The sequence below is a fragment of the Streptomyces sp. NBC_00988 genome, from assembly GCF_045162645.1.
Classification (GTDB): domain Bacteria; phylum Actinomycetota; class Actinomycetes; order Streptomycetales; family Streptomycetaceae; genus Streptomyces.
Map to the genome: position 1 here is coordinate 3,173,118 of NZ_CP108730.1, position 25,643 is coordinate 3,198,760.

Consider the following 25,643-nt stretch of genomic DNA (forward strand, 5'->3'; position numbering starts at 1 on the left):
CCATGGACGAAACGGAGCGGGCCGTACGGGAGTTGTGGGGCCGTACAGCCGAGTGGCTGCGGACGCGTGTCCCGGCAGGGCCCGTGCGGGCGGCGACGGATGTGGACGTGGAGCGCGTCGATGCGGTGGTCGCGAGCGTGCCGGGATCGGCTCTGCCGGCGGACCTGGTCGCGTGGTGGCGGCTCGACGACATGGCCGCCACGGCCTGGATCCCTCTGGAATTCGCCCCGTTGGGGCCGGGGGAGGCGCTGGACGTCAGGGACATCCTGGTGCTGGTCGCCCGGGACGAGGCACCGCACTCGGCCGCCCGTGCCGCCGTCGCGGAGTACCTCCCCGGGTTCCTGCCGATCGCCGAAGACGCGGGCGGCGACCACCTGTTGGTCGACCTCCGGTCCGAACTGCCCACGTTCGGCGCCGTCTTCCTCTGGGACCACGAGACGCCCGGCTTGGGGGTACCCCTGTGGAACTCGGTGTCCGAGATGCTCGCGGACACGGTCGAGGCCCTCACCACCGGCGCACCGGCCCTGTCACGGCACGCCGAGCGCGGCGGCCCTGAGCGCCCCTGCGTAGCCGCGGTCTCTGCCGCCCCCCGCTCACTGGTCTGGAACGACGCCCACCCCGACGTCTCGTCCTTCACCGCTCCCTCCGCCGAACGCCCGCCCGCTCCCCTCCCCGTCCCCGTCGACTGGACGGCCGTGGAGACCTGGCTCGGGTCGCGCCTCCCGGACGACTACAAGCAACTGGTCGACGGTTACGGGCCGTTGGACTTCGGTGAGTACCTCTGGATCCATGTGCCCTGCGTCCGGAAGGACCGCTTCGACTACGGCGACTGGCTGCGGGAGACGCATCGCGCGGCCCGGATAGCCGCGCGGCAGCTGCCGGAGGGCGAGCGGCCGACCGTACATCCGTCTCCCGGCGGGCTGTTGGCGTGGGGCCGCAGCCGGGGCGGTGACGTGCTGTTCTGGGACACGTCGGTCTCCGAGGACCCCGACCGTTGGACGGTCGTCGTCCGGCACTCCCACCCGGTGCCCGGCAGTGGCCTGTTGCCGTTCCACCGCTACGACCTCACGCTCACCGGCTATCTGCGCCACACCGTCCGCGGCGCCGGGGAGCAGCCGTCCCCGCCCGGTCCGCTGCTCGGGCCGCTGCCCGGCAGCATCGCCCGCACCGCGTACCTGCCCACGGCCGAGCCGTGGACCCCGCCCGCACCCACCGCACCCCGGCTGACCGAGGCCGAGCGCCGCGTCGCGCTGGAGACCGGGACCGGCCTGGACGCCCTGCGGCTGCTCTCGCCGCCCCCTGAGCGCCCGTACCTCGGCGCCGGCACCTGGGAGGGGCTGTTCGCCGAGCTGGGGACGCGGTTGCCGACGGAGTACGTGGAGCTGATGGAGGTGTACGGCGCCGGCGACTGGGGCGAGTGGCTGCGCTTCCTGACCCCGCTGCGCACCGGCGAACGGCGCTTCGTCACCCACGTCGAGGAGACGCTCGACGCCTATCGGATGCTGAAGGACAACTACCCGGACGGGTATCCGCTGACCGTCTGGCCGGAGCCCGGCGGTTTCCTGCCCTTCGCGAACTCCTACGACGCCGACCACCTCGGCTGGCTCACCCGGGGCCCGGACCCGGACGCCTGGCCCCTGCTCGTGTGGCCCCGCCACACCGACCAGGGGCCGGTACTGGAGGGCGGCCTGATCGACACGCTCCTCGCCTGGCAGCGCGGCACCCCGGCCACCCCCGGGCTGGCCGAGCTCGACGAGGAGGACGACCCCGTCGAGCACGCCGGTTTCAAGGCGTGGGACGACTGCGCCTATTGGTGAGACGGCGGGAGCGTCAGTCGGCGATCATCCGGTCGCCGCGCCATCCCATGCGCTCGGTCTCGCGTTCCCGCTGCCGTCGTACGACATAACGGCCGGGCGCGATGCCCGTACCGCCGTGTTCGGGGTGGATGAGGTAGGCGACCGCCGAGGTCTCGATCATCGCGATGGCCAGGCCCATGGTGTCGCGGACCTGCCGGGTCCAGCGGCACGTGCCGGGGTCGGCGACGAGGGTGTGCGGATTGCCGCCCGCCGCGCTGCGCAGCAACTCGACGCCTGCGGCGGGCACTTCACGCCAGTTGCCGCTCGTGAGGGTGACGGCGCGGGCGACGAACGCGTACGGGACGACGATCAGGTCGCCCTGGGCCTGGAGGCCGTCGACGACGGGGATGGTGACCTGGCGTTCCAGGTGGTCGAGGACGTCGAGGCCGGAACGCCGGGTCAGGTCGGCGAGGGTCATGGTCGGAGTCGGAGTCATGGCAGCGGGCATGGTTGTGGTCATGGGCATCACCTCTGGTGTCGGGAAGGTTCGGGATCAGGTGCGGCGGACGAGCCGCGCGTAGTGCTCGCCGGACAGGCCGTACGTCCAACCCGCCGCCGCCACCGGGTCGTCGAAGTGCGCGGGCACGCTCAGGCCGTAGCGGCGGTGGGTGCCGTCGGGCTCGACGGAACCGTTGACGACGAGCAGCAGACGGGCGGGGCGGCGCCACAACTCCCGTGGGACGTCGTAGAGATGGAGCGCTGAGCCGGGGTTGCCCGGGTCGCCGGCCGTGGCGATGTGCCGGAGGCGGGCCTGCGCGATGTAGGTGTCCCAGCCGATGCGTTCGATGACGCTGCGGCGGACCTCGATGTTGCGTTCGGCGTGGATGCGCTCGACGGACGGGTCGGTCATCACCCAGGTCGGGATATGGGTGCCGTGCAGGGCGTGGATCTGGGTGCCGTCGGCGAAGAGCACGGCGGGGCCGTCGTCCCGGTGCAGCCGCGCTTCGCCGTTGAGGGCGTTGGGGAGGGGTTCGGTGTGGACCTCGGTGGGGCGTTCCGCCATCACGCAGCGGCCCTCACCGGGCCACCACCAGCCGGTCGAGCGCGCCAACTCGGCCAGCAGGGCGAGCAGTTCGGCGTCGGGGCGCCGGTAGTCGGCGAGGCCGGTGCGTGCGTACACGTCGTAGTGGCCGATCCAGTGGGCGTCGTGCTGCCCGTACCAGGTCATGCCGTCCGTGCCGCCGGTCGTGGGCATCGACTCGGCGCGGATCAGGGTGCGGACGCAGTTGTGCAGGGTGGTGTACAGCGCGTCGCCGACGACCATGTCGATGATGGCGGGGATGGCCACTCCCGTGGTCAGGGCCCGTTCGGCGGGGATGGCGAGGGGCCGCCAGTGGAAGCCCCTCGACCTGCCGTGTCCGACGGCCCGGTCGAGACCGCGGCGCACGTCCTGTACGAGGTTGGCCAGTTGTGCCGCCAGGGGCCAACCCTCCGGATACTTGGGCAGGTTGGCGCCCCGGAAGTGGACGGGTGGGAAGGTGTGCGGGTCGTCGTGGACGACCGACAGGGCCGCGGTGGGCGACGGCACCCAGACGAACTCCGGGGCCGGGGCGTCGATCAGCCGGTACAGGGCGACGACTGCGGCTTCGGCCGCGGGGCGGTCGGCCGGGCGTGCCGCCAGACCGTGTGCTCGCCACTCGTCGCTCAGGCGACGGGCCAGTGCGAGGCGGTGGGCGCCCTGGGACAGGGCTGACACGGGGGTCACCGGAGGACTTCGAGGTCCGCCTTTCGATTCATCATGCGGGGAGCGTGACAGCACCTGGGTCGCGGCGCAAGGAAATTACTCCTTGACCTGGAGCGCGCTCCAGGTTTTACCGTTGTGTTCATGAGCAGCGGACAGCCCCTGAAACCCCTCCCCCGGGACCGGGAACCGACCCTGACCATCGCCCAGGTCGCCGAGCGCACGGGTCTCTCGCACGACACGTTGCGCTACTACGAGAAGGCCGGCCTCATCGAGCGGGTCGGCCGGACCACCGGCAACCAACGGCGGTACCAGGCAGCGGACTTGGCCTGGCTGGAGTTCCTGCTGCGGCTGCGCGAGACGGGCATGTCGATCGCCGACATGCAGCGGTTCGCAGCGCTGCGGGCGGCGGGGAACGGCACGGTCGCCGACCGGCTGGCGATGCTCCGTGAGCACCGTGCCGAACTGGCCGACCGGATCAGGGCGTTGCGCCGCAACGCGTCCGCGCTGGACGACAAGATCGACCACTACCAACAGCTGCTCCTCGACGAGGTCGAGCACGAGCGGCCGGGATCGGATGAACCGACATGAGCGCGAGCACCACCCGTGAAGAGCGTTTCACCCACGGCCTGGCGGTCCTGAAGCGGGTCGACGGCGAGGCCGGGCAGCGGGTCGTCGACTCGCTCGCCGACATCAGCCCCGAACTGGGTCACCAGGTCGTCGCCTGGGCCTTCGGCGAGATCTACGACCGTCCCGGACTCGCCCCGCGCGACCGCCAGTTGGTGACGCTGGGCATGCTCACCGCACTCGGCGGCTGCGAGGCGCAGCTCGACGTGCACGTGAACGCGGCGCTGAACGTGGGCCTCACGCCCGAGGAGATCATCGAGGCCCTCACGCACTCCGCCGTGTACTGCGGTATCCCCAAGGCGCTCAACGCGACCTTCGCCGCGAAGAAGGTCTTCGCCGAGCGTGGACTGCTGCCGCTGGGACAGCAGCCCACGCCGGACACGGAAACAACCTCCGCCTGATTCCGGGGCAGTTGCTACTTCTGCCTGATCCTCAGGAACGTGACGGAGTTCGCCGGGAGGGTGTAACTGAACCTCTCCGCAACCCCCTTGAAGGTGGACACGACCGGCGCGACCGCGGTCGCCGTCTCGCTGTTCAACGCGTCGGGTGCCGCGGCGAGCGTGGTCACCTTCGCCTTGGAGGAGACCTTCGCGCCGCCCAGGTCGATCGCCGTACGGGCCGCCGAGGACTGGTCGTTGACGACCTTGACGATCAGGTCGCCGGTCTTCGCGTCCTTCGTGACGACCTGACGGAACGGCTCGGCCGGCTTGTCGTCGGCGAAGCTGCCCCACTCCTGGCCGTCGAGGTACAGGGTGACCTGACGGCCCCTCACCTTGACGTCGACGTCGTAGGCGCGGCCCGTCTCGATGGTTCCCGGCTTGGCGATCAGCGTCGACTTGCCGCCGTCCACGGCCTGTTCGACGGCGGTCTGGGTGTTGTTCCAGCCGCCCAGGTTCCACCAGTAGTAGTTGCCGGTGTCCTTGACGCCGAACGCGACCAGGAAGCCTTCCTTTCCTGCCTTCTTGGTGGCCTTCACATGCAGGTCGTAGTCGTGCCAGGCCGGGTCGCCGGCCGACACCATGGTGTTCTCGGCGGCGGTGTCGGTCTGGACGTACTGCCCGTCATCGAGGCTCCAACTCCCGCCTCCCGTATGGGTCCACCGGGAGGCGTCACCGGAGAAGTCGTCGCTCAGCAGCGACGTCCCGTCGGCGCCGGTCACCTTCACGTCGTCGTACGCCGCACTCGTCGCCCAGGTCGACAGGCCGACCGCGCCGGAGATCGGGGCGACAAGTGAGGGTGTGCCGGTGGCCGTCGACGGCACCACGCGGGTACCGACGTTGTTCATGAAGAGCTTCTGGACCTCGTAGTTGGCGGAGGCCCAGGACGCGTGGTTGTTGAACCACACCAGGTCGGGGCGCCACTGGACGTAGTCCTCGTTGGCGAACAGCGGTGCGTACGAGGCGAGTTTGACGACGTCCGCGTTGCGTTCCAGGCCGGTCATATAGGCGGCCTCGGCGAGGCCGTTCTTGAACGCGTTGCCGCCGGAGGCGTATTCGCCGAGGAAGACCTTCGGGCCGGTGCGGTCGTAGGAGTCGTAGCGGTCGTTGTTCTGCAGGAACCACTGCGGGCTGTTGTAGTAGTGCTCGTCGACCATGTCGACCTTGGCGTCCTTGTTGAGCTGCCAGGCCGTGTCGAAGGTCGAACCGCTGTCGTCCGGGCCCGCGTTGGAGATCACGGTCATGTACGGGTACTTGGCCTCGATCGCCGTACGGAACTGGGTGAAGCGGGCGAAGAACTCGGTGGGGAGGTTCTCCTCGTTGCCGACCTCGATGTGGGTGAGGTGGAACGGCTTGGGGTGGCCCATCTCGGCGCGCAGCCCGCCCCACTTCGACGTCACCGGTCCGTTGGCGAACTCGATGAGATCCAGGGTGTCCTGGATGTGCCGCTTGAGCAGCGCCGGGTCGTCGACGGCCTTGTTCTGGCCGCAGCCGGTCACCAGGGCCGGTACGACGGGCAGCGGCATCGCGCCGATGTCCTCGGCGAAGCGGAAGTACTCGTAGTAGCCGAGGCCGTAACTCTGGTTGTAGCCCCAGAAGTTGGAGTTCGTGGCGCGGGTCTCGACCGGGCCGACGGTGTCCTTCCACTGGTACGAGCGCTTGCGCTGGTAGCCGGAGGCGGCGCTGTAGTCGTCCATGGAACCGGTGTTGACGAGGCAGCCGCCGGGGAAGCGCACGAAGCCCGGGTGCAGGGCGGCGACCTTCTCGGCGAGGTCCTTGCGCAGGCCGTTCGGCTCGTGCCTGTAGGTGTCACGGGGGAAGAGGGACACCATGTCGAGGGCGGTCGCGTCGGAGGAGGCGACGGTGAGGCGGCCGGCGGTGCTGGTGCGGGTCGCGGTGAACGTGGCCTCGTACCGGACCCAGCCGCTCTTCTTCACCTTCACCTGGCGTGCGGTGGCCAGTGTGCCGCCCGCGTCCTGGAGGCTGACTCCGAGCGTGGTGCCGCTGTCAGCGCGGGCCCACACGGAGAAGTCGTACTTCTTGCCGTCCTCGACGGCGATGCCGGTGTTGTAACCGGCGTTCGTGACGGACGAACCGGCCGCCAGGGAAAGGTAGTTGCGGTTGGTCTCGTTGAGGCGGCCGGCGTCGTTCACGACCTGGGCCGTACCGGCGACCGTCCAACCGGTCAGCGGGGTGTACGACGTGTTGTCGTCGGTGGAGTACTCGAAGGACCGATTCTGCACGAGCTCGGCGTACAGGCCGCCGTCGGCCGCGCGGTTGATGTCCTCGAAGAAGACGCCGTACATCGTCTTGTCGATCGCGGCGCCCCGCGTCGACGGATCGACGGTGATCGCGTAGTCGGTGACGTCCGTGGCGTCGTCGGCGTGGGCGGGTGCGGGGACGACGGCCGTCGCCAGCAGGAAAGCGCTTGCCCCCAAGGCAAGTCTCAGACGGGTGCGGCTGGTGCGTGACATGGATACTCCGCGGCTCTTGAAGTTGTTCTGCAATTGTTCGAAATATCAGACGTCGGTCAGCACTTCGAACGGCAAGATAGGGAAGGGGCGTGAGCACGTCAATGGGGCCGACATGGACGGGGACGTAGGGTCGAGGGCATGCATGCGCTGTTCCCGTACCTGGCCCTGCTCGGCTTCCTGGCCGCCGTCCTGGGGTTCTTCACCTGGCTGGCCCGGCGGATCCGCCGCCGCGGCACCGTCGGCGGCGACATGAGCGGCGCCCTGGCCGCGTACGAGGAGGCCTTCCGGGCCACGAGCCACGCCTCGCACTACGAGATCCGGGCCCAGGCGCAGCGCAAGGCGCCCACCGACTCGCCGGACGGTTGGCGGCGTCGGCGGCGGCTCGGGAAGGGGTGACGATGGGTGAGTTCTGGCCGGTGCCGGACGTGTTGGCGTATCTGTCCGGGAGTTGGCGGGTGCGGAGGTCGGTACGGGACCTGTCGAGCGGCGCCGAGGGCGACTTCGCGGGTACGACCGTCTTCACCGCGCTGCCCGAAGGGGGCCTGCTGCACGCGGAGTCGGGCACCTTCACCTGGCAGGGTGTGGCCCGCCCCGCCGAGCGGACCCTGCGGTTCCTGCCGGGCGGCACGCCGGGGACGGCCGACGTGCGCTTCGGCGACGGGCGGCCCTTCCACGACCTGGATCTGACCTCGGGGCACCATGTCACCGACCATCCCTGCTCGGCGGATCTGTACCGGGGCGAGTTCACCGTGCTGGACGCGGACCGCTGGCGGACGGTGTGGCGGGTGGGCGGACCGGCGAAGGATCTGGTGCTCAACACGGTCTACGCCCGCGGGAGTTGAGTGGCGACGCCCTCACCCGCTGCACCCACGACAAGACCCGCCCCGCCCTACACCTGCCTCGACTGGACCCCCGCCCCGTCGAACCGCAGATTCCAGCGCCCCGCATGCCCCGTAACCGTCGTTGTCGACAGCGGGCGTACGTCGATGTTCCAGTAGGTCGACGGGGGTGCCTTGAGGGCGTAGACCAACGCGGCGCGGATGACGGAGGGTTCGGCGACGGCGACTATGCGGCCGCCGTCGTCGTCGGGTCGGGTGTCCAGCCAGCCGCCGACGCGGGCGATGAAGGTCAGCAGGGACTCGCCGCCGTGCGGGGTGGAGCGTGGGTCGGCGAGCCAGGCGTCGACCAGGGCCGGTTCGCGGGCCATCGCCTCGCCGAGGGTCAGGCCGCGCCAGCGGCCCATGTCGCAGTCCCGCAGGGCGAGTTGCACCAACGGGGTGTAACCGAGGCCGTCGCCGGTGGTCCGGCTGCGCGGGGTCGGCGAGCAGTAGCGCAGCTCCGCCGCCGCCAGCGGCAGCAGGACCGGGGCGGCGCGCTGGACCTCGTCCCATCCCGCCTGGTCCAGCGGGCGGTCGTCCTCGAAGCGCTCCGCGAGCAGCGGGGAGCTGCGCGCGGCGGCGACGAACGTGACCCGAAGTAGCATGCGGCGATCGTGATCCCGCCGAAGTACGCAGGTCAAGGGGTGCCGGATGAGAGTTACCCAGGGTGGGCGAAACCTTACTTCGAGGTCGGGACCAGGCGGACAACTCACTCGAAAATGAGGGCCATCCACCGGTCGGGCCGCTCCAGCGGCTTGAACCCGAGCTTCTCGTACACCCCGTGGGCGTCGTGCGTGGCGAGCAGGATCCGCCGCAGCCCGAAGGGCCGCAGCTCCTCCCGTACGGCGCCGACGAACGCCGTGCCGACGCCCTTGCCGCGCACCGACGGGTCCACGTACACGTCGCACAGCCACGCGAACACGGCCTGGTCGGTGACCACGCGCGCGTAGGCCACCTGCTCCCCCGAAGCCGTGTCGTACACCCCGAAGTTCAGCGAGGACGCGACCGCGCGCTCGTGCTTCTCGCGGGGCCGGTCCTTCGCCCAGTAGGCGTCGGTGGACAGCCAGCGGTAGGTGCGGTCGACGTCGACGCGGGCGGAGTCGGCGGAGAACTCATAGCCGTCGGGGAGGCTCGGGATGTCGTTCATGGCGGGAGGCTCGCAGGTCAGGGAGTGAGGTGTCGAGCGGTTTTGGCCGACGGCCCGGGCGTCGGCGTCGAGCCCCTCTTCGCCCACGCCCGGTACGGCAGCTGGAGCACCTCCGCGTCAGAGCACCTCCCCGCAGGCCGCCCGGAGCCGTCGCACCCCCTCCGCGATCTCCCCCGTCCCCGCGACCGCCGCGAAGCTCAACCGGACGTGGGCGGCCGGGGGTTCGGCGCTGAAGTAGGGACGGCCGGGGGTGATCGAGACGCCCGCGCGGAGGGCCGCGACCGTCAACGATTGTTCGTCCATGCCGTCGGGGAGGCGGAGCCACAGGTGGTAGCCGCCGGAGGGGATGTGCGGGAGGGACAGGGTGGGGAGTTCGAGGCGGAGGGCGGTCGTCATCGTGTCGCGGCGGGTCTTCAACTCCGTTGAGATCGCGCGGAGATGGCGGGGCCAGGCCGGGGAGCCGACGAGTTCCAGGGCCGCTTCCTGGAGCGGGCGGGGGACGAAGAAGGTGTCGACGACCTGGATGGCGCGCAGGCGTTCCAGTACCGGGCCGTGCGCGGCGAGGGCGCTGACCCGGAAGCTGGGCGAGGTCGCCTTGGTGAGCGAGCCGACGTGGACGACGACTCCGTCGGGGTCGTCGGCGGCGAGCGGGCGCGGCAGCGGGCCGGCGTCCTCGTGCACCAGCCGTCGTACGAAGTCGTCCTCGATGACGAACGCGCCCGCGTCGCGGGCGATGCGCAGGACCTCCGGGCGGCGGGCGGGGGCGAGGACCGCGCCGGTCGGGTTCTGGAACAGGGGCTGGCAGACGAAGACCCGGGCGCCGGTCGCGCGGAACGCGTCGGCGAGGAGGGGCGGTTTCACGCCGTCGGCGTCCACCGGCACCGGGACCGGGCGCAGGCCCGCCGCCCTGGCGATCGCCAACATGCCTGGATACGTGGGGGATTCGACGAGGACGGGTGCACCCGGGGGTGCGAGGGCGCGCAGTGCGGTGGTGAGGGCGGTCTGGCCGCCCGCGCTGACCAGGACGTCGGCGGCCGTCACCGCTCCGCCGATGCCGCGCGCGAACCACTCGCGCAGTTCCGGCAGGCCCTCCATCGGCGGCCGTCCCCAGGCGCCGGGGCGGCGGCCGGCCCGGGACAGGGCCGCCGCCATCGCGCGCTCGGGCTGCAAGGAGGGGTGCAGATAGCCGCCGTTGAACTCGATCACGCCCGGCGGCGGGACGGCCAGGGTCGCCAGGACCGCGGACGCGTCCACCGTGCGCGGCACGAAGTCGGCGGTGCCGTCCGCGCTGAGCGCGACCTCCTGCCACGAGGTGTCCCCCGGGGCGGTGGCGGTCGCGGGGCGGGGCGTCGCCCGGAACGCGCCGGCGCCGGGCCGGGTGACCACCAGTCCCTCGGCGGCCAGCTGCGCGAGGGCGCGCGAGACGGTCACGGGGCTCACCCGGAACCGTTCGACGAGCGTCCGGCTCGACGGCAGCTTTCCACCTGGCGAGTAGCGGTTGAGCTCTTGCCGCAGATGATTCGCCAGTTCACCGACACTGCTACGCTCGTGCATGAGAGCACACGATAGCGCTACTACCCCGAGCCCGATAGCGGTCAGCACCGGCCCTAACCCCAGCTCCAGCCCCGCTTCCGCCGCCGCACAAACGCACGCGCTCGGCGTCCGCGCCGGAACCGTCCAGGCCGCGCTCGGCGTGATCGCCTTCTCCCTCACCTTCCCCGCCACCGCCTGGGGACTCGAAGGCTTCGGCGCCTGGTCGTTGGTGGCCGTGCGCAGCGTCCTCGCCGCGGTCATCGCGGGTGGCTGCCTGCTGGCACTGCGCGTCCGTGTGCCCGGCCGCCGGCACTGGGCCGGACTGGCCGTCGTAGCGGCAGGGGTGGTGGTCGGTTTCCCGCTGCTCACCACGCTCGCGCTGGAGACGTCAACCACCGCGCACGCGGCGGTGGTTGTCGGTCTGCTGCCCCTGACGACCGCCGCGCTGTCCGCGCTGCGCACCGGCATCCGCCCCTCGCGCACCTTCTGGACGGCCGCGCTCGCGGGCGCCGCCGCGGTGCTCGCCTTCACGGTCCAGCAGAGCGGCGGCGCCGTGACCACCGCCGACCTGTACCTCCTCGCCGCGCTGCTGGTCTGCGCGGCCGGCTACACCGAAGGCGGCCGGCTGGCCCGGGTCATGCCCGGCTGGCAGGTCATCGCCTGGGCACTGGTCCTGTGCCTCCCGCTGAGCGTGCCCGCCACCGCGATCGCGCTGTCGTACGACACCCCGCACCTCACCGCGCACAGTGTGGCCGGGCTGCTGTGGGTCGCCGCCGGTTCGCAGTTGCTCGGGCTCGTCGTCTGGTACCGGGGCATGGCCGCCATCGGCGTCCCGAAGGCGAGCCAACTCCAGCTGGCCCAGCCACTGCTCACGCTGGTGTGGTCAGTACTGCTGCTCGGCGAACACCTGCCTGTGGCCGCCCCGTTGACCGCCGCGGCGGTGCTGGTGTGCATCGCCGTCACGCAACGGGCGCGGAGTTGAGAGGCACGGGCACGGGGCCGTGAGGTCGCCCGGCCCTCGACTGCGAGATCAAAGCACCAGGACATCAAGTACCCGGACCCGGAACGGCAGTTCAGCGCGGGGGCTTCGCCGACTGCTGGTAGTGGTCGGCCACCACCCGCGCCATCGCGCCGGCCGGATCCACCGCCACGTCCCGGGCCGCGAAGAAGACATGCCCGCCGAACTGGGGGTACTTGGCGGCGAGGGTGAGATGCCGGGACAGTTCGGCCGGGTCCTGCCAGGCCGCGGGCTGCGCCGGGTCGCCCGCCTTGTACAGCGCCTCACCTGCGTACAGCCGCGTCTTCGTGCCGCGTGCGACCTCCGCCCACCAGGGCAGCAGCTTCGCGTAGTCGGCGGCGGCGAAGCCGATGTTCCAGTACAGCTGCGGGACGATGTAGTCGATCCAGTTCTCGCGCACCCACTTGCGGGTGTCCGCGCAGAGGTCGTCGTACGTCTGCACCCCCGCCCGGGTGTCGGAGCCTCGCGGGTCGGTCGCGATGTTGCGCCACACGCCGAAGGGGCTGACCCCGAAGCGTGTGCCCGGGCGGATCTGCTGGATGCGGGCCGCGGTCTCGCGGATCAGCTTGTCGATGTTGTCGCGGCGCCAGGCTGCCCGGTCGACGAAGCCGCCGCCGTACTTGTCGTAGGCCGCGTCGTCGTCGAAGGTCTGGCCGGCCACCGGGTACGGGTAGAAGTAGTCGTCGAAGTGGACCCCGTCGACCGGGTACTTCTTCACCGCGTCGAGGATCGCGTCCTCGACGAAGGCGCGGACCTGGGGCAGTCCGGGGTTGTAGTAGAGCTTCCCGCCGTACGCCACCACCCAGTCCGGGTGCTTGCGCGCGGGGTGCGAGGCGACGAGCTTGGTCAGGTCGGTGTTGTTGGCGATCCGGTACGGGTTGAACCAGGCGTGCAGTTGCAGCCCCCGCACATGCGCCTCTTCCACGGCCGTCTTCAGCGGGTCCCAGCCGGGGGCCACGCCCTGGGTGCCGGTCAGGTACTGGGACCAGGGCTCGTACGGCGAGGGCCACAACGCGTCGGCGGTGGGCCGTACTTGGAACATCACCGTGTTGAGGCGGTCGCGGACCGCCGTGTCGAGGTGGGCGATCAGTTCGGTGCGCTGCTGTGCCGGGGTGAGGCCCGGGCGGGAGGGCCAGTCGCGGTTGGCCACTGTCGCCAGCCACACGCCCCGCATCTCGGTGACCCCGCGCGGACGAGCTGCCGGCCTCGGTACGGGCCCGGGTTCCGCCGCCGCGCTGCCCGTCGTGGCCAGCGTCGACAGCGCGGCCATCGCGAACGCCCGACGTGACAATCGCCCCATCTGCACACCCCCATACGCTGTGGATCCGTGCCGTCACGGATCGTCTCCGCGCCCCAGGATGCCCGACCCCGGCGATCGATCATCGATACTTGCGGGTAACGTGCACGATCGGAGCAGGCGTCGGACAACGGGGTCCTGCGACAGCCTGTAGATCAGCGAAGGGGACGATGTGACCGACATCGAGCGCGTCGGAGTGGTCGGCTGCGGCCAGATGGGCGCGGGTATCGCCGAGGTGTGCGCCCGCTCCGGCCTGGACGTGAAGGTCGCCGAGACCACCGGCGAGGCCCTGGAGATCGGCCGGACCCGGCTGTTCAACTCGCTGACCAAGGCCGCCGAGCGCGGCAAGATCACCGCCGAGGAACTGGCGGAGACGCAGGCGCGGCTCAGCTTCACCACCGATCTCGGCGAGTTCGCCGACCGTGACCTCGTGATCGAGGCCGTCGTCGAGAACGAGCAGGTGAAGACCGAGATCTTCCAGGTGCTCGACCAGGTCGTGACCCGCCCCGACGCGATCCTCGCCTCCAACACCTCCTCGATCCCGCTGGTGCGGCTCGCGGTCGCCACCTCGCGCCCCGACCAGGTCATCGGCATCCACTTCTTCAACCCGGCCCCGGTGCAGAAGCTCGTCGAGCTGATCCCGGCGCTGACCACCTCCGAGGGCACGCTCAGCCGCGCCCAGTTGTTCGCCGAGAAGACGCTCGGCAAGCACGCGATCCGCGCGCAGGACCGCTCCGGCTTCGTGGTCAACGCGCTCCTGATCCCCTATCTCCTGTCCGCGATCCGGATGTTCGAGTCGGGCATCGCCAGCCGCGAGGACATCGACAACGGCATGGAGCTGGGCTGCGCCCACCCGATGGGCCCGCTGAAGCTGGCCGACCTGATCGGCCTGGACACGGTCGCCTCGGTCGCCTTCTCGATGTACGAGGAGTACAAGGAGCCGCTGTACGCCGCTCCCCCGCTGCTCCAGCGCATGGTCGACGCGGGACGGCTGGGCCGTAAGTCCGGCTCGGGCTTCTACACCTACGCCTGAGCACTTCCCTCGCGGCAACTCACCGTAATACTTTGGCGGTTGCGGGCCCGGCACTCTTCGGAGTGCCGGGCCCGCGCCATTCACACACCGTGTGCGCGCCGGGCCCGCATATGCCGCTCGCACACTCTCCCCCGGTGCCCACCAGGCGAGTTGACTCTTCATGCGCATGCAAGGGATGTTCCGACTACGGAAAGGAGCGGACCCGTGACCGCCGACCCCGAGCATCCCGTGGTCCATGGAGAACTCGCAGAGTTACGCCGCCGCCTCGACGTCGCCTACGCGCGGGTCGAGGGAGGGCTGGCCCTGCTCAGCCATCGCACCGAGGAAACGGACAAGGAAGTGGATGACCTGAGCGCACGCATCGTTGCACTGGAGCACACCCGGTGGCCGTTGCCTGCCATCGCCGCACTGACCGCCGTGGGCGCACTCGTCGTGACGGTCTGGCAGGTGCTGGGACGCTAGACGCCTGGACGCCTGGCGGGAGTTCGAGGGGCGTCCTGACCGAGCCTCAAGTGGTGCAACAGCAGTAACGCGGCCGCCATGTTGGCGGCCGGGACCTCCCCGCGGGCGACCATGTCGGGTACGAGTTTGAGCGGCACCCATTCCCGGCGGTCCGACTCGAAGTCGTCCACGGGGTGTCCGGTGTACTCGCCCTCCTCGGCCCAGTAGATGTGGTGCCGGGCGTCCGTGAGCCCGTTGGACGGTTCCACGCTCATCAGGTGGTGCAGGGGCCCCGGCCGCCAGCCGGTCTCTTCCTCCAGTTCCCTGGCGGCCGCGCGCGCGATGTCCTCGCCGTCCTCCACGACACCGGCCGCGAGCTCCCACCCCCAGCTGTCGGTGATGAAACGGTGCCGCCACAGCAGGAGAACCTCGTTCGCCTCGTTGACCACCGTCGCCACGGCCACCGGACGCAGCCGTATGAGGAAGTGGTCGAGGTGCCGGCCGTCGGGTAGTTCGACATCCGCGAGATTGACGCTGAACCAGCGGTTTGAGTACACAGTTTGTTCGTTCTGTTTCGTCCACTGCACGGTTCTGCCACCTTCCGTCGAGTAAGTGGCAATATCGCAGCAGGGACTGTGTTGTGGTCTACGGCGCTTTCCAGGGCGCGTTCTACAGCGGTACGCGCAGTGCCCCGTCGATGAGTTCGGCCGCCTCGGTGGTACCCGCGCAGTCGCTGCGCACCAGGTACTCGCGGACCGCGCGGAGTCTGTCGCGCAGCCGCTGGGACTCCATGCCCCGTGCCTGTTCGGCCATCTGCACCGCCGTGGCCACCGCTTTGTCGGCGTTCCCCTGGCGCAGTTCGATCTGGCTGAGCATGGCCAGCCGGTGCACCCGGCCCCGGTCGTGCGCCGGAGTGTCCACGGCCGCCGTGGCGTGTTCTCCCGCCGCCGTCAGATCGCCGAGGCTGAGCAGCGCCTCCGCCACCTGGACGTTGACAAGGCCCGGCTGGACATAGCCGGTCTCGTCGGGTTCGTATCCGCGCCGGATGCGTTCGGCGGCCTGCTCGGCACGCCGGATGCAGGACAGGGCGCTCGTGCCGTCGCCGAGGTGCGCGTACGCCTTCGCCTGCATCGCGTACAGGTCGGAGGCGAGCGCCGGGGTGATCTGCCGGCCGGCGGCTCGCAGCGCGGCCTCCGCGAAGGCGACGGCCTGGCGGAACTCCCGCATGAACAAGGACTGGTTGACGAGCAGCGCGATGACGTACGCGCCAAGTCCCCGGTCGTTGCTGGCCTTTGCGAGCCTGAGGGCCTGGTGGAAGTAGCGCTGGGCGAGTCCGTGCGCGTCGGAGTCGTAGGCGCAGATGCCCGCGATGGCCACCAACCCGCCGGTGGCGCGGTGCAGTTGGCGGCCGGTGGCGTCGGTGTAGCTGCCGCGCAGCAGGGGCGCGGTCTCGGAGTTGAGGAAGCCGACGATGCGGGTGCGGGTCGCGATGCCGCCGGCCTTGCGGTACATCTGCTCGTAGTGGGCGCGGGCCGCGCGCAGCATCTCGATGTCGGCCATGCTCACCCGGTGCCGGCCGCCGCGCGACACGTCGACGTCCTCGGGCGGGTTCTCCCACTCCCACACGGGCATCACCGCGGGCGTTCCGGTGACCGCGGGGGCGCCGAGGATGTGCGGGCGCTGCTGTTCGTCGGAGCGCCACAGGGCGGTGGCCCGCTCGACGAAGCCGGAGAGGGAGGTGCCGTGCGGGGTGGACGGTTCGCCCGGTACGCCGAGGCCGATGTCGTCGAGGGTGACGGGTCTGTGCAGCCGGGTCGCGAGGACCTCGCAGATCAGGTCGGGGACCTGGCCCCGGGGGCGCTGGCCCTTCAACCACCGTGCCACGGCGGTGTGTTCGTACCGGAGCGCGAGCCCTCGGGCTCGTCCCGCCTGGTTCACGTGGGCGGCGAGTCCCGCGTGCGAGATTCCCGCCTCGTCCAGGATCGCGTCGAGGAGTGTGTTGGGCTGCATGGATGGCCCCCCGGTGACTCGGTGCGGACAGAGTAGTGCGGTTCGGTTCACACCGGGTGTGAATGGAGTGCGCGAATCCGTGGTGTGTGCGCGCTGTCGCGGAGAGTTCCGAACCGGTTGACTGGATTGCCTCGCAAGAGGCCGGCCGGGCCGCCGGCTCCCCCTCGTAAGTGCGGCGGCCTGGCTTTGCGGGCGACTAAACACCGTTGGGCTGCCGGTAGTTGGTCGGGGGCGGGTGCGTTGTGGCTGAGCGCGCCCCCGCGGCGGAGCCGCTGATGTCGCAGCCCCGCGTCCCTGAGGGTGTGGATGCGGGCCTGCGGTCATTGCGGAGGACGAGTATCGCCACGTCGTCCGTGGGGGTGCCGCCCGCGTGGCGCAGTAGTGCGGTGAAGACCGAGCCGAGCACCGACTGCGGTACGGGAAGCGGGTGTTGGGCCACCACCTCTGCCAGGACATCCCTCAACGGGAAGAAACGGCCCCGCGCGTCACGGGCGTCCTCCGCTCCGTCCGTGTAGAGGAACAGCGCCTCGCCCGGGAGGAGTTGACCACAGCAGACGAACGGCAGCTCGGCCGGCAGCGGGAACGGACCGAGGGGCGGAAGAGGATCGGCCCGGGCAAGCGGTTCGACACTCTCCCCGCTCAGCAAGTACGGCCACGGGTGGCCGCAGTTCAGCCCCCGCACCTCCCCGTCCCTGCCGATCTCCAGCAGCAGTACGGTGACGAACTCCTCGGCGACCGGGCTGTCGGGGTCGAGGCCGCCGGACGCGGGGTGTTCCGCGCGGGCGCGTTCGCGGAGGTGGCGGGCGAGGGCGCGCTCCAGGCGGCGCAGGACGCCCTCAAGGTCGGGTTCGTCGTGGGCGGCCTCGCGGAAGCTGCCGAGGACGGCGGCGACCGTGCCGATCGCGGAGATGCCGTGGCCGCGCACGTCGCCCATCACGACCCGGACGCCGTGCTCGGTGGCGATCACCTCGTACAGGTCACCGCCGACCACCGCACCGCGCTCCGCGGACAGTTGGGCGGCGGCGATGTTCAGCCCGTCGAGGCGGGGTGGCAGTGGGCGCAGCAGGGCGTTCTGGGCGGCGCCGGCGATCTGGCGGATCTGCCGCAGTTCGCGGAGCAGGGAACGGCGGACCTGGACGATGAGACCGGTGCCGACGGCGAAGAACACCGCGCTGGTGACGATGCGTGCGCCCAGGCTGTTCTGCTGGGCGAGCGGGCAGGTGAGTTTGTAGGTGATCGCTATGGCGCCCCAGACCGTGGGCAGCCCCAGGGCGAGCGCCCTGCGCAGCGGACGGCGGGCACGCTTCCTCGGGCGCGTCCTGCGGGGCACCCCAGCCTTGATGCGGATCATGCCTGTGGCCCCCCAAATAGGCCCCGACAGCGCAATCGGACCGACCCCGAGAGGCCGGTCCGATTCTGTCGACCACATGCCCCGATCGGGCCACATCACCCGAACTTCTCACCCGAACGAGTGAGCCGAGACAAGACAGCCGCATTTATGCAGATAGGGGAGGTGGAGCGCCCCTTTAGAGGCGCGGGGAACTGCGCGACCAGCCACGGCGAACCCGCACCCGGCAAACAACCGCAGCTCCCCACCTCTTAGCCGCGAAGCACCGCCCCAACCCGCTCCCCGGCCAGCGAAACCGCCGCATCCCGAGCCGCAGACGCCTCATCCACAGTCAACGTCCGATCATCCGCCCGGAACCGCAACGCATAGGCAAGCGACTTCTTGCCCTCGCCCAACTGCGCGGCATTCTCATACACGTCGAACAACCGGATCGACTCCAGCAGTTCACCCGCCCCTTCACGCAACGCTGCCTCGACACCCGCATGCGGCACAGCCACATCGACAACGAGCGCGACATCCTGCGTAGCGACAGGGAACGTGGAGATCTTCGGCCCCTTGGGAACCCCCGAAGACGCCAACTCAAGGACATCCAGGTCGAGTTCCATCGCACTGGTACGCGCGGGCAGACCCAGCGTCTTCAGCACACCGGGATGCAACTCCCCCGCGTATCCGATGACTTGCTCAACACCCTCGACGACAACCGCGAGTTCCGCGCAGCGACCGGGGTGCCAGGGTCCGTACTGCCCACCCCGCACAAGGAGTTCGGTCCCGGCCTCCCGCGCCAGCACCCGCGCCGCCTCGACCGCGTCGGCCCAGTCGGACGGACGCCCCTTGCCCCACCAACCGGCCTGCTCACGCGCGCCCGTGAGGACGACCGCGGCATGCCGGGGCTGGACGGGAAGCGCCTCGGTGAGCGAAGCGATCTCCTCGTCGGTAGGACGCCGGTCGACAGGCAGCCGTACCGCGATCTTCAGCTCTTCACGCGGGTGGAAGACCAGCCCGGTCTCGAACAGCGCGAGATCATGCGAGCCACGACCGTCGTTCCGACGCAGCGCACCGAGCAGGCCCGGCAGCAGCGTCGTACGGAGCGCGGGCTCCTCGTCGGAGAGCGGGTTGACCAGCTTGACGACCTTGCGGTTCGGGTCGTCGGCGGTGAGGCCGAACTGGTCGAAGACGTGCTCGCCGATGAAGGGGTAGTTCGGCGCCTCGACGTAACCGGCGCCGGCCAGCGCGCGGCCGATGCGGCGGTGGAAGCGCTGGCGGTCGGTGAGGCCCCGGCCCGCGGGGGGCTTGGGGAGCGTGGAGGGCAGGTTCTCGTAGCCCTCCAGGCGGATGACCTCTTCGGCCAGGTCGTTCGGGTCGGTGAGGTCGGGGCGCCAGGACGGGACGGTGACGATCAGTTCGTCCTGCCCGTACACGTCGCAGCCGACCTGCTGGAGACGCCGTACGACGGTCTCGCGGCCGTAGGCGACACCCGCGACCTTGTCCGGGTGGTCGGCCGGGATGGTGATGGTGTGCGGCGCCGAGGGCGCGATGACCTCGGTGACGCCCGCGTCCGCCGTGCCACCCGCGAGGAGGACCAGGAGGTCGACCGTGCGCTGCGCGGCGGCGGAGGCGGCCTGCGGGTCGACGCCCCGCTCGAAGCGCTTGGACGCCTCGGAGGCCAGCTTGTGGCGGCGGGCCGTACGCGAGATGGAGAGCGCGTCGAAGTGCGCGGCTTCGACGACGACCTCGGTGGTGGTGCCCTCGGTGTCGTCGATCTCGGTGTTGGCGCCACCCATGACGCCCGCGAGGCCGATGGGGCCGCGGTCGTCGGTGATCACCAGGTCCTCGGCGTCCAGCGTGCGCTTGGCGCCGTCGAGGGTGGTGAGCTTCTCGCCCTGCTCGGCCCGGCGCACGCCGATCGGTCCCTGGACGCGGGAACGGTCGTAGGCGTGCAGGGGCTGGCCCAGTTCCAGCATCACGTAGTTGGTGATGTCGACGGCGAGCGAGATCGGGCGCATGCCCGCCTTCTGGAGGCGGCGGGTGAGCCAGAGCGGGGAGCGGGCCTCGGGGTCGAGGCCGGTCACCGTGCGGGCGGTGAAGCGGTCGCAGCCCATCGGGTCGGAGACCTGGACCGGGTAGCCGAAGGCGTTCGGCTGCGGGACGTCCAGGAGCGCCGGGTCGCGCAGCGGGAGGCCGTAGGCGATGGCGGTCTCGCGGGCGACGCCGCGGATCGACAGGGCGTAGCCGCGGTCGGGCGTGACGGCGATGTCGAGGACCTCGTCGACGAGCTGGAGCAGCTCGATCGCGTCGGTGCCGACCTCGTGCTCGGGCGGCAGGACGATGATGCCGTGGGAGCCGTCGTCGCCCATGCCCAGCTCGTCGCCGGAGCAGATCATGCCGTGCGAGGTCTTGCCGTACGTCTTGCGCGCGGCGATCGCGAAGTCGCCGGGCAGGACCGCACCGGGGAGGACCACGACGACCTTGTCGCCGACGGCGAAGTTGCGGGCGCCGCAGACGATCTCCTGGGGCTCACCGGTGCCGTTGGCCTGACCGACGTCGACCGTGCAGAAGCGGATGGGCTTCTTGAAGCCCTCCAACTCCTCGATCGTGAGGACCTTGCCGACGACGAGGGGGCCCTTGATGCCGTCGCCGACCTGCTCGACGGTCTCCACCTCAAGGCCGACGGAAATGAGCTTGGCCTGGACGTCGCGGCCGGTCTCCGTCGCCGGCAGGTCGACGTACTCCCGCAGCCAAGAAAGCGGGACGCGCATCAGATCTCCATCCCGAACGGCCGGGTGAACCGGACGTCGCCCTCGACGATGTCTCGCATGTCTTCGACGTTGTGGCGGAACATCAGCATCCGCTCGATGCCGAACCCGAAGGCGAATCCGCTGTACTTCTCCGGGTCCACACCGCAGGCCACGAGGACGCGCGGGTTGACCATGCCGCAGCCGCCCAGCTCGATCCAGCCCTCGGAGGAGCAGGTACGGCAGGGGCGGTCGGGGTTGCCGACGGACTCGCCCTTGCAGACGTAGCAGAGCATGTCCATCTCGGCGGACGGCTCGGTGAAGGGGAAGTAGTTCGGGCGCAGCCGGGTCTTCATCTCCGCGCCGAAGAGCGCCTGGACCATGTGGTCGAGGGTGCCCTTGAGGTCGGCCATGGTCAGGCCCTCGTCGATGGCGAGGAGCTCGATCTGGTGGAACACCGGGGTGTGCGTGGCGTCCAGCTCGTCCGTGCGGTACACGCGGCCGGGGCACACGATGTAGACCGGCGGCTCGCGGTCCAGCATGGCGCGGGCCTGCACCGGAGAGGTGTGGGTGCGCAGCACGACACCGGACTCGTCGCCCTCGGTGCCCTTGGGGCCCTGGACGAAGAAGGTGTCCTGCATCTGCCGGGCCGGGTGGTCCGGGGTGAAGTTGAGCGCGTCGAAGTTGAACCACTCCGCCTCGACCTCGGGGCCCTCGGCGATCTCGTAGCCCATGGACACGAAGACGTCGGCGACGCGCTCCATGAACGTGGTCAGCGGGTGCCGGGCGCCGGCCGGGACGCGGTCGTACGGCAGCGTGACGTCCACCGCCTCCTCGACCAGGACGCGGGCGTCGCGGTCGGCCTCCAGCTCGGCCTGGCGGGTGGCGAGGGCCTTGTTCACCGCGCCCCGGGCCTGGCCGACGAGCTTGCCCGCCGCGGCCTTGGCCTGCGGGGGCAGCGCGCCGATCTCGCGGTTGGCGAGGGCGAGCGGGGAGGTGCCGCCGGTGTGGGCGACCTTGGCCTCCTGGAGCGCGTCGAGGTCACCGGCGGCGGCGAAGGCGGCGAGCGCCTCGTCCCGCATGCGCTCGATCTCTTCCGGTTTCAAGGCCTCGACCTCTACAGGGTCGTACGACTTATTCGGTGCCGACATCTCTTCCCGTGCTTCCGGTTGGCTGGCGGATGGTCCCCGTCCCGACTCGACTCGGGGGACGCGTCATCGTCCCTGAAACGGGGACGCAAAGGTGCCAAAGGCCGAGTCTAACGGGGGTGAGGCAGGTGACATCGCCCGTGGGGCCTCGTCGGCGGCTGCGGCAGGGCTACTGCAGATACGCCGGGGTGCCCACGGGCAACATAAATCGGAACTCGGCGCCGCCGCCGGGGGCGCGGCCGACCGTGATGGTGCCGCCGTGGGCCTCGACGATGCCCTTGACGATGTACAGCCCGAGACCGGTGCCGCCGCGCTTGCTGCCCCGCCAGAAGCGGGTGAAGACGCGGTTCATGGACTCCTCCGGGATGCCTGGGCCCTCGTCGCTCACCGTCACCGAGGTGCCGGTCTCCTCCCCTTCGCGAGGGGAGGCCGAGGCCGTGACGTCGATAGTGACGGTTCCCTCGCCGTGGCGCACCGCATTTTCCAGCAGGTTGCTCAGCACCTGGTCGACCTTGTCGGGATCGGCCCACAGATCGGGCAGCGGCTGCTCGACGCGGAGCAGGAACCGGTCGGCGGTCTGGCCCGCGGCGACGTACGCCTGGATGTGACGGCCGACGGCCGCGCCCATGTCGACGGGCTGACGGCGCAGCTCCAGCCGCCCGGAGTCGATGCGGGAGATGTCGAGCAGCTCGGCGATGAGCCGGGTGACGCGGTTGGCGTCGGCGTCGACGGTCTCCAGCATCAGCCGCTTCTGGTCGTCGGTAAAACGTTCCCACTTGGCGAGCAGGGTCGCGGTGAAGCCCTTCACGGAGGTGAGCGGCGAGCGCAGTTCATGGGCGACGGTGGCGATCAGCTCGGCGTGGCTGCGCTCGGTGCGGCGCCGGGCCTCGGTGTCGCGGAGGGAGACGACGACCCGGCGAACAGGACCAAGGGGTTCCGTACGGACGTAGCGCGCGGTGACAAGAACCTCATGACCGCCCGGCAACAACAGGTTCCGCTCGGGCTGCCGCACCCGGATGGCCAACCCGCCGTAGGGATCGGTCAGTTGCCACCAGCGGCGCCCCTCAAGGTCCTCTAACGGAAGGGCCTTCTCCAGCCGCTGCCCGAGGGCGTCTGCGGCGGCGACGGAGGTGATGCGCTCGGCGGCGGCGTTGAAGCAGACGACATGGCCGTGCTCGTCGGCGATGACCAGTCCGTCGGCCAGCTCGTCGGGGTCGATGCCGAGGTCGTCGTGCCGGGCCTCGGACGGCCGGGGCACACCCCGTGCTCCCGGCGCGCTGCTCGTGCCGACAGTCATCCCCGTACCCCACCTCTTCTCATACGGCGCAGGTGGCCCCCGAGCTGGTCACCCTACTAGCTGCCGGTGACAGAGCGGCACCCTCCGGAGGCGCGCTGTGCACGCGCCGACGCATACAGACATACGGCGGCGGCAGTGGCGAGGTTCAGGCTCTCGGCCTTCCCGTGGATCGGAACCCGCACGACGGCGTCCGCGAGCCCCCGGGTCTCCTCCGGAAGCCCCCACGCCTCGTTCCCGAACACCCAGGCGGTCGGCCCGCCCATGGTCCCCTGATCCAGCTCGTCGTCGAGGTCGTCGGTCCCGGCCCCGTCAGCGGCGAGAATCCGCACCCCGATCCCCTTGAGCCCGGCCACAGCCTGCTCAACGGGCACCCCGACAGCGACGGGGAGGTGAAAGAGGGAGCCAACGGAGGCCCGTACGGCCTTGGGGTTGTAGAGATCCACAGAAGCATCGGTCAGTACGACGGCCTCGGCCCCGGCGGCATCGGCGCACCGCAGGACGGTGCCGGCGTTCCCGGGATCCCGCACATTGGCGAGCACGGCGACAAGCTTGGGCCGCGCCTTGAGGATCTCCTCGAACGGAGTGTCGAGGAACCGGCAGACCCCGACGAGCCCCTGCGGGGTGACGGTCGTCGAGATGTCGGCGATGACCTGCTCGTCCGCGAGATGCACCCGCGCACCGGCGTCACGGGCCTCACCAACGATGTCGGCGTACCGCTCCGCGGCCTCAACGGTGGCGAACAGCTCGACAAGCGTGTCCTTGTACCCCGCCGCTTCCCGCACGGCCTGCGGCCCCTCGGCAAGAAACAGCCGCTCCTTGCTCCGGAAGTTCCGCTTGGCAAGCCGCCGGGCGGCGGAAACGCGGTCGGAACGAGGGGAGATGAGGTCGGGGGACATGCTCTGCTTCACCTTCAAATCTCAGGCCAACGATATTTCCCTAAGGGGCGCGGGGCTGTGACATTAGCGGCTCCGCCGCGGGGCGCGACCAGCCACAACGAACCCGCACCCGACAACGAACCGGGTCCGGCCAGCAACAAAGGGCCCGCAGGCAAAAACCTGCGGGCCCTTCAAGTCACCGCTCAAGCCGGCGCAGCGTCACGCGGCCTTGGGCGCGTTGACGTCGCTCGGCAGAGCCTTCTGCGCGACCTCGACCAGCGCGGCGAACGCACCGGCGTCGTTGACGGCCAGCTCCGCGAGGATCTTGCGGTCGACCTCGATGTTCGCCGCGTTCAGACCCTGGATGAAGCGGTTGTACGTGATGCCGTTGGCGCGGGCAGCGGCGTTGATGCGCTGGATCCACAGCCGACGGAAGTCGCCCTTGCGCTTCTTGCGGTCGTTGTAGTTGTAGACCAGCGAGTGGGTGACCTGCTCCTTGGCCTTGCGGTACAGGCGCGAACGCTGACCGCGGTAGCCCTTGGCGGCCTCGAGGATCGCCCGGCGCTTCTTGTGGGCGTTGACTGCCCGCTTGACGCGTGCCACTTGTTTAACTCCTTGTAGCGGGGCCGTGGTTGGACTCACACGGCCCGGAATCGATGGGGTCCCGGTCCAGACGTACGGCGCTCAACCGGAGCGCCGCGTACGTCACTTGCCGAGAAGCTTCTTGATCTTCTTGGCGTCGCCCGGGGCCATCTCGGCGTTGCCGGTGAGGCGACGCGTCACACGGGACGACTTGTGCTCGAGCAGGTGGCGCTTGCCGGCACGCTCGCGGAGCACCTTGCCGGAGCCGGTGATCTTGAAGCGCTTGCTGGCACCGCTGTGCGACTTGTTCTTCGGCATAGCGCCGTATCTCCTCGTCGGTGGCGCTCCGGTGCCCGGTCGTGAAACCGGGCACGGGTGGAGCGTCGCTCTTGTTTCGGTTACATCCCTGGACTGGCGTCCTGGGATCAGGCGTCGGCGCGAGCCTCGGCCGGGGCCTCGACGGTCTCGACCTCGGTGACGTCGCCCTCGTCAACGATCTCCTCGTTGACGCTGTCCTCGTCGTCGAACTCGGACTCCGCGGCGTTCTGCGACTTGCCCGGGTTGGCCTTCGCTTCCGCCTTGCGGACCGCCTGGGCCTCACGGGCTTCGGCCATCGCCTCGGTCTTCTTCTTGTGCGGGCCGAGAACCATGATCATGTTTCGGCCGTCCTGCTTCGGGTTCGACTCGACGAACCCGAGGTCCTCGACGTCCGTGGCGAGACGCTGCAGCAGTCGGTAGCCGAGTTCCGGCCGGGACTGCTCGCGACCACGGAACATGATCGTGATCTTGACCTTGTCGCCCTGCTTCAGGAACCGGACGACGTGACCCTTCTTGGTGTCATAGTCGTGCGGGTCGATCTTCGGCCGGAGCTTCATTTCCTTGATGACCGTGTGCGCCTGGTTCTTGCGCGCCTCACGGGCCTTCATGGCCGACTCGTACTTGAACTTCCCGTAGTCCATGAGCTTGCAGACCGGCGGACGTGCACTCGCCGCAACCTCGACCAGGTCCAGGTCGTACTCCTGCGCAAGCTCAAGGGCCTTGGCAAGCGGAACAATTCCGACCTGCTCGCCGCTCGGACCGACAAGTCGCACTTCGGGAACGCGAATCCGGTCGTTGATACGGGGCTCGGTGCTGATGGATCCTCCTCGGTTAGCACCACACGGCCATCTGGCGGACGGCCGCGTTTGTCTTTGGTAGACAGACCTAACCGCGCCGGAACACAAAAAATG

24 protein-coding genes and 1 pseudogene are annotated in these 25,643 nt (G+C 70.2%); 8 read left to right on the forward strand and 17 right to left on the reverse strand.

Going from position 1 to position 25,643, the window contains the following annotated elements; translation table 11 throughout:
- The first annotated feature begins 2 nt into the window (after window positions 1-2).
- On the forward strand, window positions 3-1,817 hold the full coding sequence (locus OG496_RS14410; RefSeq protein WP_405971139.1) for an SMI1/KNR4 family protein: 1,815 nt from the start codon (window positions 3-5) through the stop codon (window positions 1,815-1,817).
- Window positions 1,818-1,830: 13 nt separating this feature from the next.
- On the opposite strand, the gene OG496_RS14415 is transcribed toward OG496_RS14410, so the two are convergent.
- Together OG496_RS14415 and OG496_RS14420 are read right to left on the reverse strand one after the other, a co-directional pair.
- Window positions 1,831-2,316 carry a hypothetical protein gene (locus OG496_RS14415; RefSeq protein WP_405971140.1) on the reverse strand — a complete coding sequence of 162 codons (486 nt, stop codon included), beginning with the start codon at window positions 2,314-2,316 and terminating at the stop codon, window positions 1,831-1,833.
- 33 nt (window positions 2,317-2,349) lie between these two features.
- Window positions 2,350-3,552 carry a DUF6745 domain-containing protein gene (locus tag OG496_RS14420; RefSeq protein ID WP_405971141.1) on the reverse strand — a complete coding sequence of 401 codons (1,203 nt, stop codon included), beginning with the start codon at window positions 3,550-3,552 and terminating at the stop codon, window positions 2,350-2,352.
- Window positions 3,553-3,681: 129 nt separating this feature from the next.
- Between OG496_RS14420 and OG496_RS14425 the strand changes: the two genes are divergently transcribed.
- The gene (locus OG496_RS14425; protein ID WP_405971142.1) at window positions 3,682-4,128 is read left to right on the forward strand and encodes a MerR family transcriptional regulator; all 447 of its coding nucleotides are present in this window, start codon (window positions 3,682-3,684) and stop codon (window positions 4,126-4,128) included.
- Window positions 4,125-4,565: a carboxymuconolactone decarboxylase family protein gene (locus OG496_RS14430; RefSeq protein ID WP_366495578.1), complete on the forward strand. Its 441-nt coding sequence runs from the start codon at window positions 4,125-4,127 to the stop codon at window positions 4,563-4,565. The genes OG496_RS14425 and OG496_RS14430 overlap by 4 nt, the downstream gene beginning before the upstream one ends.
- Before the next feature lie 14 nt (window positions 4,566-4,579).
- Here the strand turns inward: OG496_RS14430 and OG496_RS14435 are convergent, their stop codons facing one another.
- Entirely contained in the window at window positions 4,580-7,075 is a 2,496-nt protein-coding gene (locus OG496_RS14435) for an alpha-L-arabinofuranosidase C-terminal domain-containing protein (RefSeq protein ID WP_405971143.1), read from the reverse strand.
- A 138-nt stretch (window positions 7,076-7,213) separates the two neighbouring features.
- Between OG496_RS14435 and OG496_RS14440 the strand changes: the two genes are divergently transcribed.
- Both OG496_RS14440 and OG496_RS14445 read left to right on the forward strand, forming a co-directional pair.
- Complete coding sequence (locus OG496_RS14440) at window positions 7,214-7,471, forward strand: hypothetical protein (RefSeq protein WP_405971144.1); 258 nt, start codon at window positions 7,214-7,216, stop codon at window positions 7,469-7,471.
- A gap of 2 nt (window positions 7,472-7,473) precedes the next feature.
- A complete protein-coding gene (locus tag OG496_RS14445; RefSeq protein WP_405971145.1) occupies window positions 7,474-7,917 on the forward strand; it encodes a DUF6314 family protein in 444 nt (147 codons plus the stop codon).
- A 47-nt stretch (window positions 7,918-7,964) separates the two neighbouring features.
- Here OG496_RS14445 and OG496_RS14450 read toward each other — a convergent pair whose 3' ends face one another.
- The 3 genes from OG496_RS14450 to OG496_RS14460 all read right to left on the reverse strand — a co-directional run bounded on the left by OG496_RS14450 (window position 7,965) and on the right by OG496_RS14460 (window position 10,798).
- On the reverse strand, window positions 7,965-8,558 hold the full coding sequence (locus OG496_RS14450; RefSeq protein ID WP_366495582.1) for a histidine phosphatase family protein: 594 nt from the start codon (window positions 8,556-8,558) through the stop codon (window positions 7,965-7,967).
- A 104-nt stretch (window positions 8,559-8,662) separates the two neighbouring features.
- Window positions 8,663-9,100: a GNAT family N-acetyltransferase gene (locus OG496_RS14455; protein WP_366495583.1), complete on the reverse strand. Its 438-nt coding sequence runs from the start codon at window positions 9,098-9,100 to the stop codon at window positions 8,663-8,665.
- 117 nt (window positions 9,101-9,217) lie between these two features.
- Window positions 9,218-10,798: a PLP-dependent aminotransferase family protein gene (locus OG496_RS14460; protein WP_405976625.1), complete on the reverse strand. Its 1,581-nt coding sequence runs from the start codon at window positions 10,796-10,798 to the stop codon at window positions 9,218-9,220.
- Between OG496_RS14460 and OG496_RS14465 the strand changes: the two genes are divergently transcribed.
- Window positions 10,689-11,615, forward strand: coding sequence for a DMT family transporter (locus OG496_RS14465; protein ID WP_405976626.1), 927 nt, complete (start codon window positions 10,689-10,691; stop codon window positions 11,613-11,615). The two genes, OG496_RS14460 and OG496_RS14465, sit on opposite strands and share 110 nt — an antisense overlap.
- A 91-nt stretch (window positions 11,616-11,706) precedes the next feature.
- Here OG496_RS14465 and OG496_RS14470 read toward each other — a convergent pair whose 3' ends face one another.
- Window positions 11,707-12,951, reverse strand: coding sequence for a glycoside hydrolase family 10 protein (locus OG496_RS14470; RefSeq protein WP_405971146.1), 1,245 nt, complete (start codon window positions 12,949-12,951; stop codon window positions 11,707-11,709).
- 169 nt (window positions 12,952-13,120) lie between these two features.
- Here OG496_RS14470 and OG496_RS14475 point away from each other — a divergent pair, with 169 nt between their 5' ends.
- Both OG496_RS14475 and OG496_RS14480 read left to right on the forward strand, forming a co-directional pair.
- Window positions 13,121-13,981, forward strand: coding sequence for a 3-hydroxybutyryl-CoA dehydrogenase (locus tag OG496_RS14475; protein ID WP_366495587.1), 861 nt, complete (start codon window positions 13,121-13,123; stop codon window positions 13,979-13,981).
- Between the two features lie 204 nt (window positions 13,982-14,185).
- The gene (locus tag OG496_RS14480) at window positions 14,186-14,443 is read left to right on the forward strand and encodes a hypothetical protein (protein WP_019059891.1); all 258 of its coding nucleotides are present in this window, start codon (window positions 14,186-14,188) and stop codon (window positions 14,441-14,443) included.
- Here OG496_RS14480 and OG496_RS14485 read toward each other — a convergent pair.
- The 10 genes and pseudogenes from OG496_RS14485 to infC form a co-directional block, all read right to left on the reverse strand.
- On the reverse strand, window positions 14,440-15,009 hold the full coding sequence (locus tag OG496_RS14485) for an NUDIX hydrolase (RefSeq protein ID WP_366495588.1): 570 nt from the start codon (window positions 15,007-15,009) through the stop codon (window positions 14,440-14,442). The genes OG496_RS14480 and OG496_RS14485 overlap by 4 nt on opposite strands.
- Before the next feature lie 82 nt (window positions 15,010-15,091).
- Window positions 15,092-16,432 (reverse strand): transcriptional regulator, encoded by a 1,341-nt coding sequence (locus OG496_RS14490; protein WP_366495589.1) that lies wholly within the window; start codon window positions 16,430-16,432, stop codon window positions 15,092-15,094.
- Window positions 16,433-16,628: 196 nt separating this feature from the next.
- On the reverse strand, window positions 16,629-17,783 hold the full coding sequence (locus OG496_RS14495) for a PP2C family protein-serine/threonine phosphatase (protein ID WP_405971147.1): 1,155 nt from the start codon (window positions 17,781-17,783) through the stop codon (window positions 16,629-16,631).
- Window positions 17,784-18,031: 248 nt separating this feature from the next.
- Window positions 18,032-20,536, reverse strand: coding sequence for a phenylalanine--tRNA ligase subunit beta (gene pheT, locus OG496_RS14500; protein ID WP_405971148.1), 2,505 nt, complete (start codon window positions 20,534-20,536; stop codon window positions 18,032-18,034).
- Window positions 20,536-21,663 (reverse strand): phenylalanine--tRNA ligase subunit alpha, encoded by a 1,128-nt coding sequence (gene pheS / locus OG496_RS14505; RefSeq protein WP_043681804.1) that lies wholly within the window; start codon window positions 21,661-21,663, stop codon window positions 20,536-20,538. Before pheS ends, pheT begins: the two co-directional genes overlap by 1 nt.
- Window positions 21,664-21,829: 166 nt before the next feature.
- Window positions 21,830-22,957, reverse strand: coding sequence for an ATP-binding protein (locus OG496_RS14510; protein ID WP_366495592.1), 1,128 nt, complete (start codon window positions 22,955-22,957; stop codon window positions 21,830-21,832).
- Window positions 22,958-23,013: 56 nt separating this feature from the next.
- Complete coding sequence (locus tag OG496_RS14515; protein ID WP_366495593.1) at window positions 23,014-23,853, reverse strand: RNA methyltransferase; 840 nt, start codon at window positions 23,851-23,853, stop codon at window positions 23,014-23,016.
- Window positions 23,854-24,051: 198 nt separating this feature from the next.
- Window positions 24,052-24,435 (reverse strand): 50S ribosomal protein L20, encoded by a 384-nt coding sequence (gene rplT, locus OG496_RS14520; RefSeq protein WP_019065472.1) that lies wholly within the window; start codon window positions 24,433-24,435, stop codon window positions 24,052-24,054.
- A gap of 102 nt (window positions 24,436-24,537) precedes the next feature.
- Window positions 24,538-24,732 carry a 50S ribosomal protein L35 gene (gene rpmI / locus OG496_RS14525; protein WP_019065473.1) on the reverse strand — a complete coding sequence of 65 codons (195 nt, stop codon included), beginning with the start codon at window positions 24,730-24,732 and terminating at the stop codon, window positions 24,538-24,540.
- Window positions 24,733-24,839: 107 nt separating this feature from the next.
- Window positions 24,840-25,575: pseudogene (gene infC / locus OG496_RS14530) on the reverse strand (translation initiation factor IF-3).
- Between the last annotated feature and the right edge of the window lie 68 nt (window positions 25,576-25,643).

Bases quoted from the DNA above. Each gene is read 5' to 3' on its own strand.
- OG496_RS14410 (WP_405971139.1), top strand. From the start codon at position 3: ATGGACGAAACGGAGCGGGCCGTACGGGAGTTGTGGGGCCGTACAGCC.
- OG496_RS14415 (WP_405971140.1), bottom strand. From the start codon at position 2,316: ATGACCACAACCATGCCCGCTGCCATGACTCCGACTCCGACCATGACC.
- OG496_RS14425 (WP_405971142.1), top strand. From the start codon at position 3,682: ATGAGCAGCGGACAGCCCCTGAAACCCCTCCCCCGGGACCGGGAACCG.
- OG496_RS14430 (WP_366495578.1), top strand. From the start codon at position 4,125: ATGAGCGCGAGCACCACCCGTGAAGAGCGTTTCACCCACGGCCTGGCG.
- OG496_RS14435 (WP_405971143.1), bottom strand. From the start codon at position 7,075: ATGTCACGCACCAGCCGCACCCGTCTGAGACTTGCCTTGGGGGCAAGC.
- OG496_RS14440 (WP_405971144.1), top strand. From the start codon at position 7,214: ATGCATGCGCTGTTCCCGTACCTGGCCCTGCTCGGCTTCCTGGCCGCC.
- OG496_RS14445 (WP_405971145.1), top strand. From the start codon at position 7,474: ATGGGTGAGTTCTGGCCGGTGCCGGACGTGTTGGCGTATCTGTCCGGG.
- OG496_RS14450 (WP_366495582.1), bottom strand. From the start codon at position 8,558: ATGCTACTTCGGGTCACGTTCGTCGCCGCCGCGCGCAGCTCCCCGCTG.
- OG496_RS14455 (WP_366495583.1), bottom strand. From the start codon at position 9,100: ATGAACGACATCCCGAGCCTCCCCGACGGCTATGAGTTCTCCGCCGAC.
- OG496_RS14470 (WP_405971146.1), bottom strand. From the start codon at position 12,951: ATGGGGCGATTGTCACGTCGGGCGTTCGCGATGGCCGCGCTGTCGACG.
- OG496_RS14490 (WP_366495589.1), bottom strand. From the start codon at position 16,432: ATGCAGCCCAACACACTCCTCGACGCGATCCTGGACGAGGCGGGAATC.
- OG496_RS14495 (WP_405971147.1), bottom strand. From the start codon at position 17,783: ATGATCCGCATCAAGGCTGGGGTGCCCCGCAGGACGCGCCCGAGGAAG.
- pheT (WP_405971148.1), bottom strand. From the start codon at position 20,536: ATGCGCGTCCCGCTTTCTTGGCTGCGGGAGTACGTCGACCTGCCGGCG.
- pheS (WP_043681804.1), bottom strand. From the start codon at position 21,663: ATGTCGGCACCGAATAAGTCGTACGACCCTGTAGAGGTCGAGGCCTTG.
- OG496_RS14510 (WP_366495592.1), bottom strand. From the start codon at position 22,957: ATGACTGTCGGCACGAGCAGCGCGCCGGGAGCACGGGGTGTGCCCCGG.
- OG496_RS14515 (WP_366495593.1), bottom strand. From the start codon at position 23,853: ATGTCCCCCGACCTCATCTCCCCTCGTTCCGACCGCGTTTCCGCCGCC.
- rpmI (WP_019065473.1), bottom strand. From the start codon at position 24,732: ATGCCGAAGAACAAGTCGCACAGCGGTGCCAGCAAGCGCTTCAAGATC.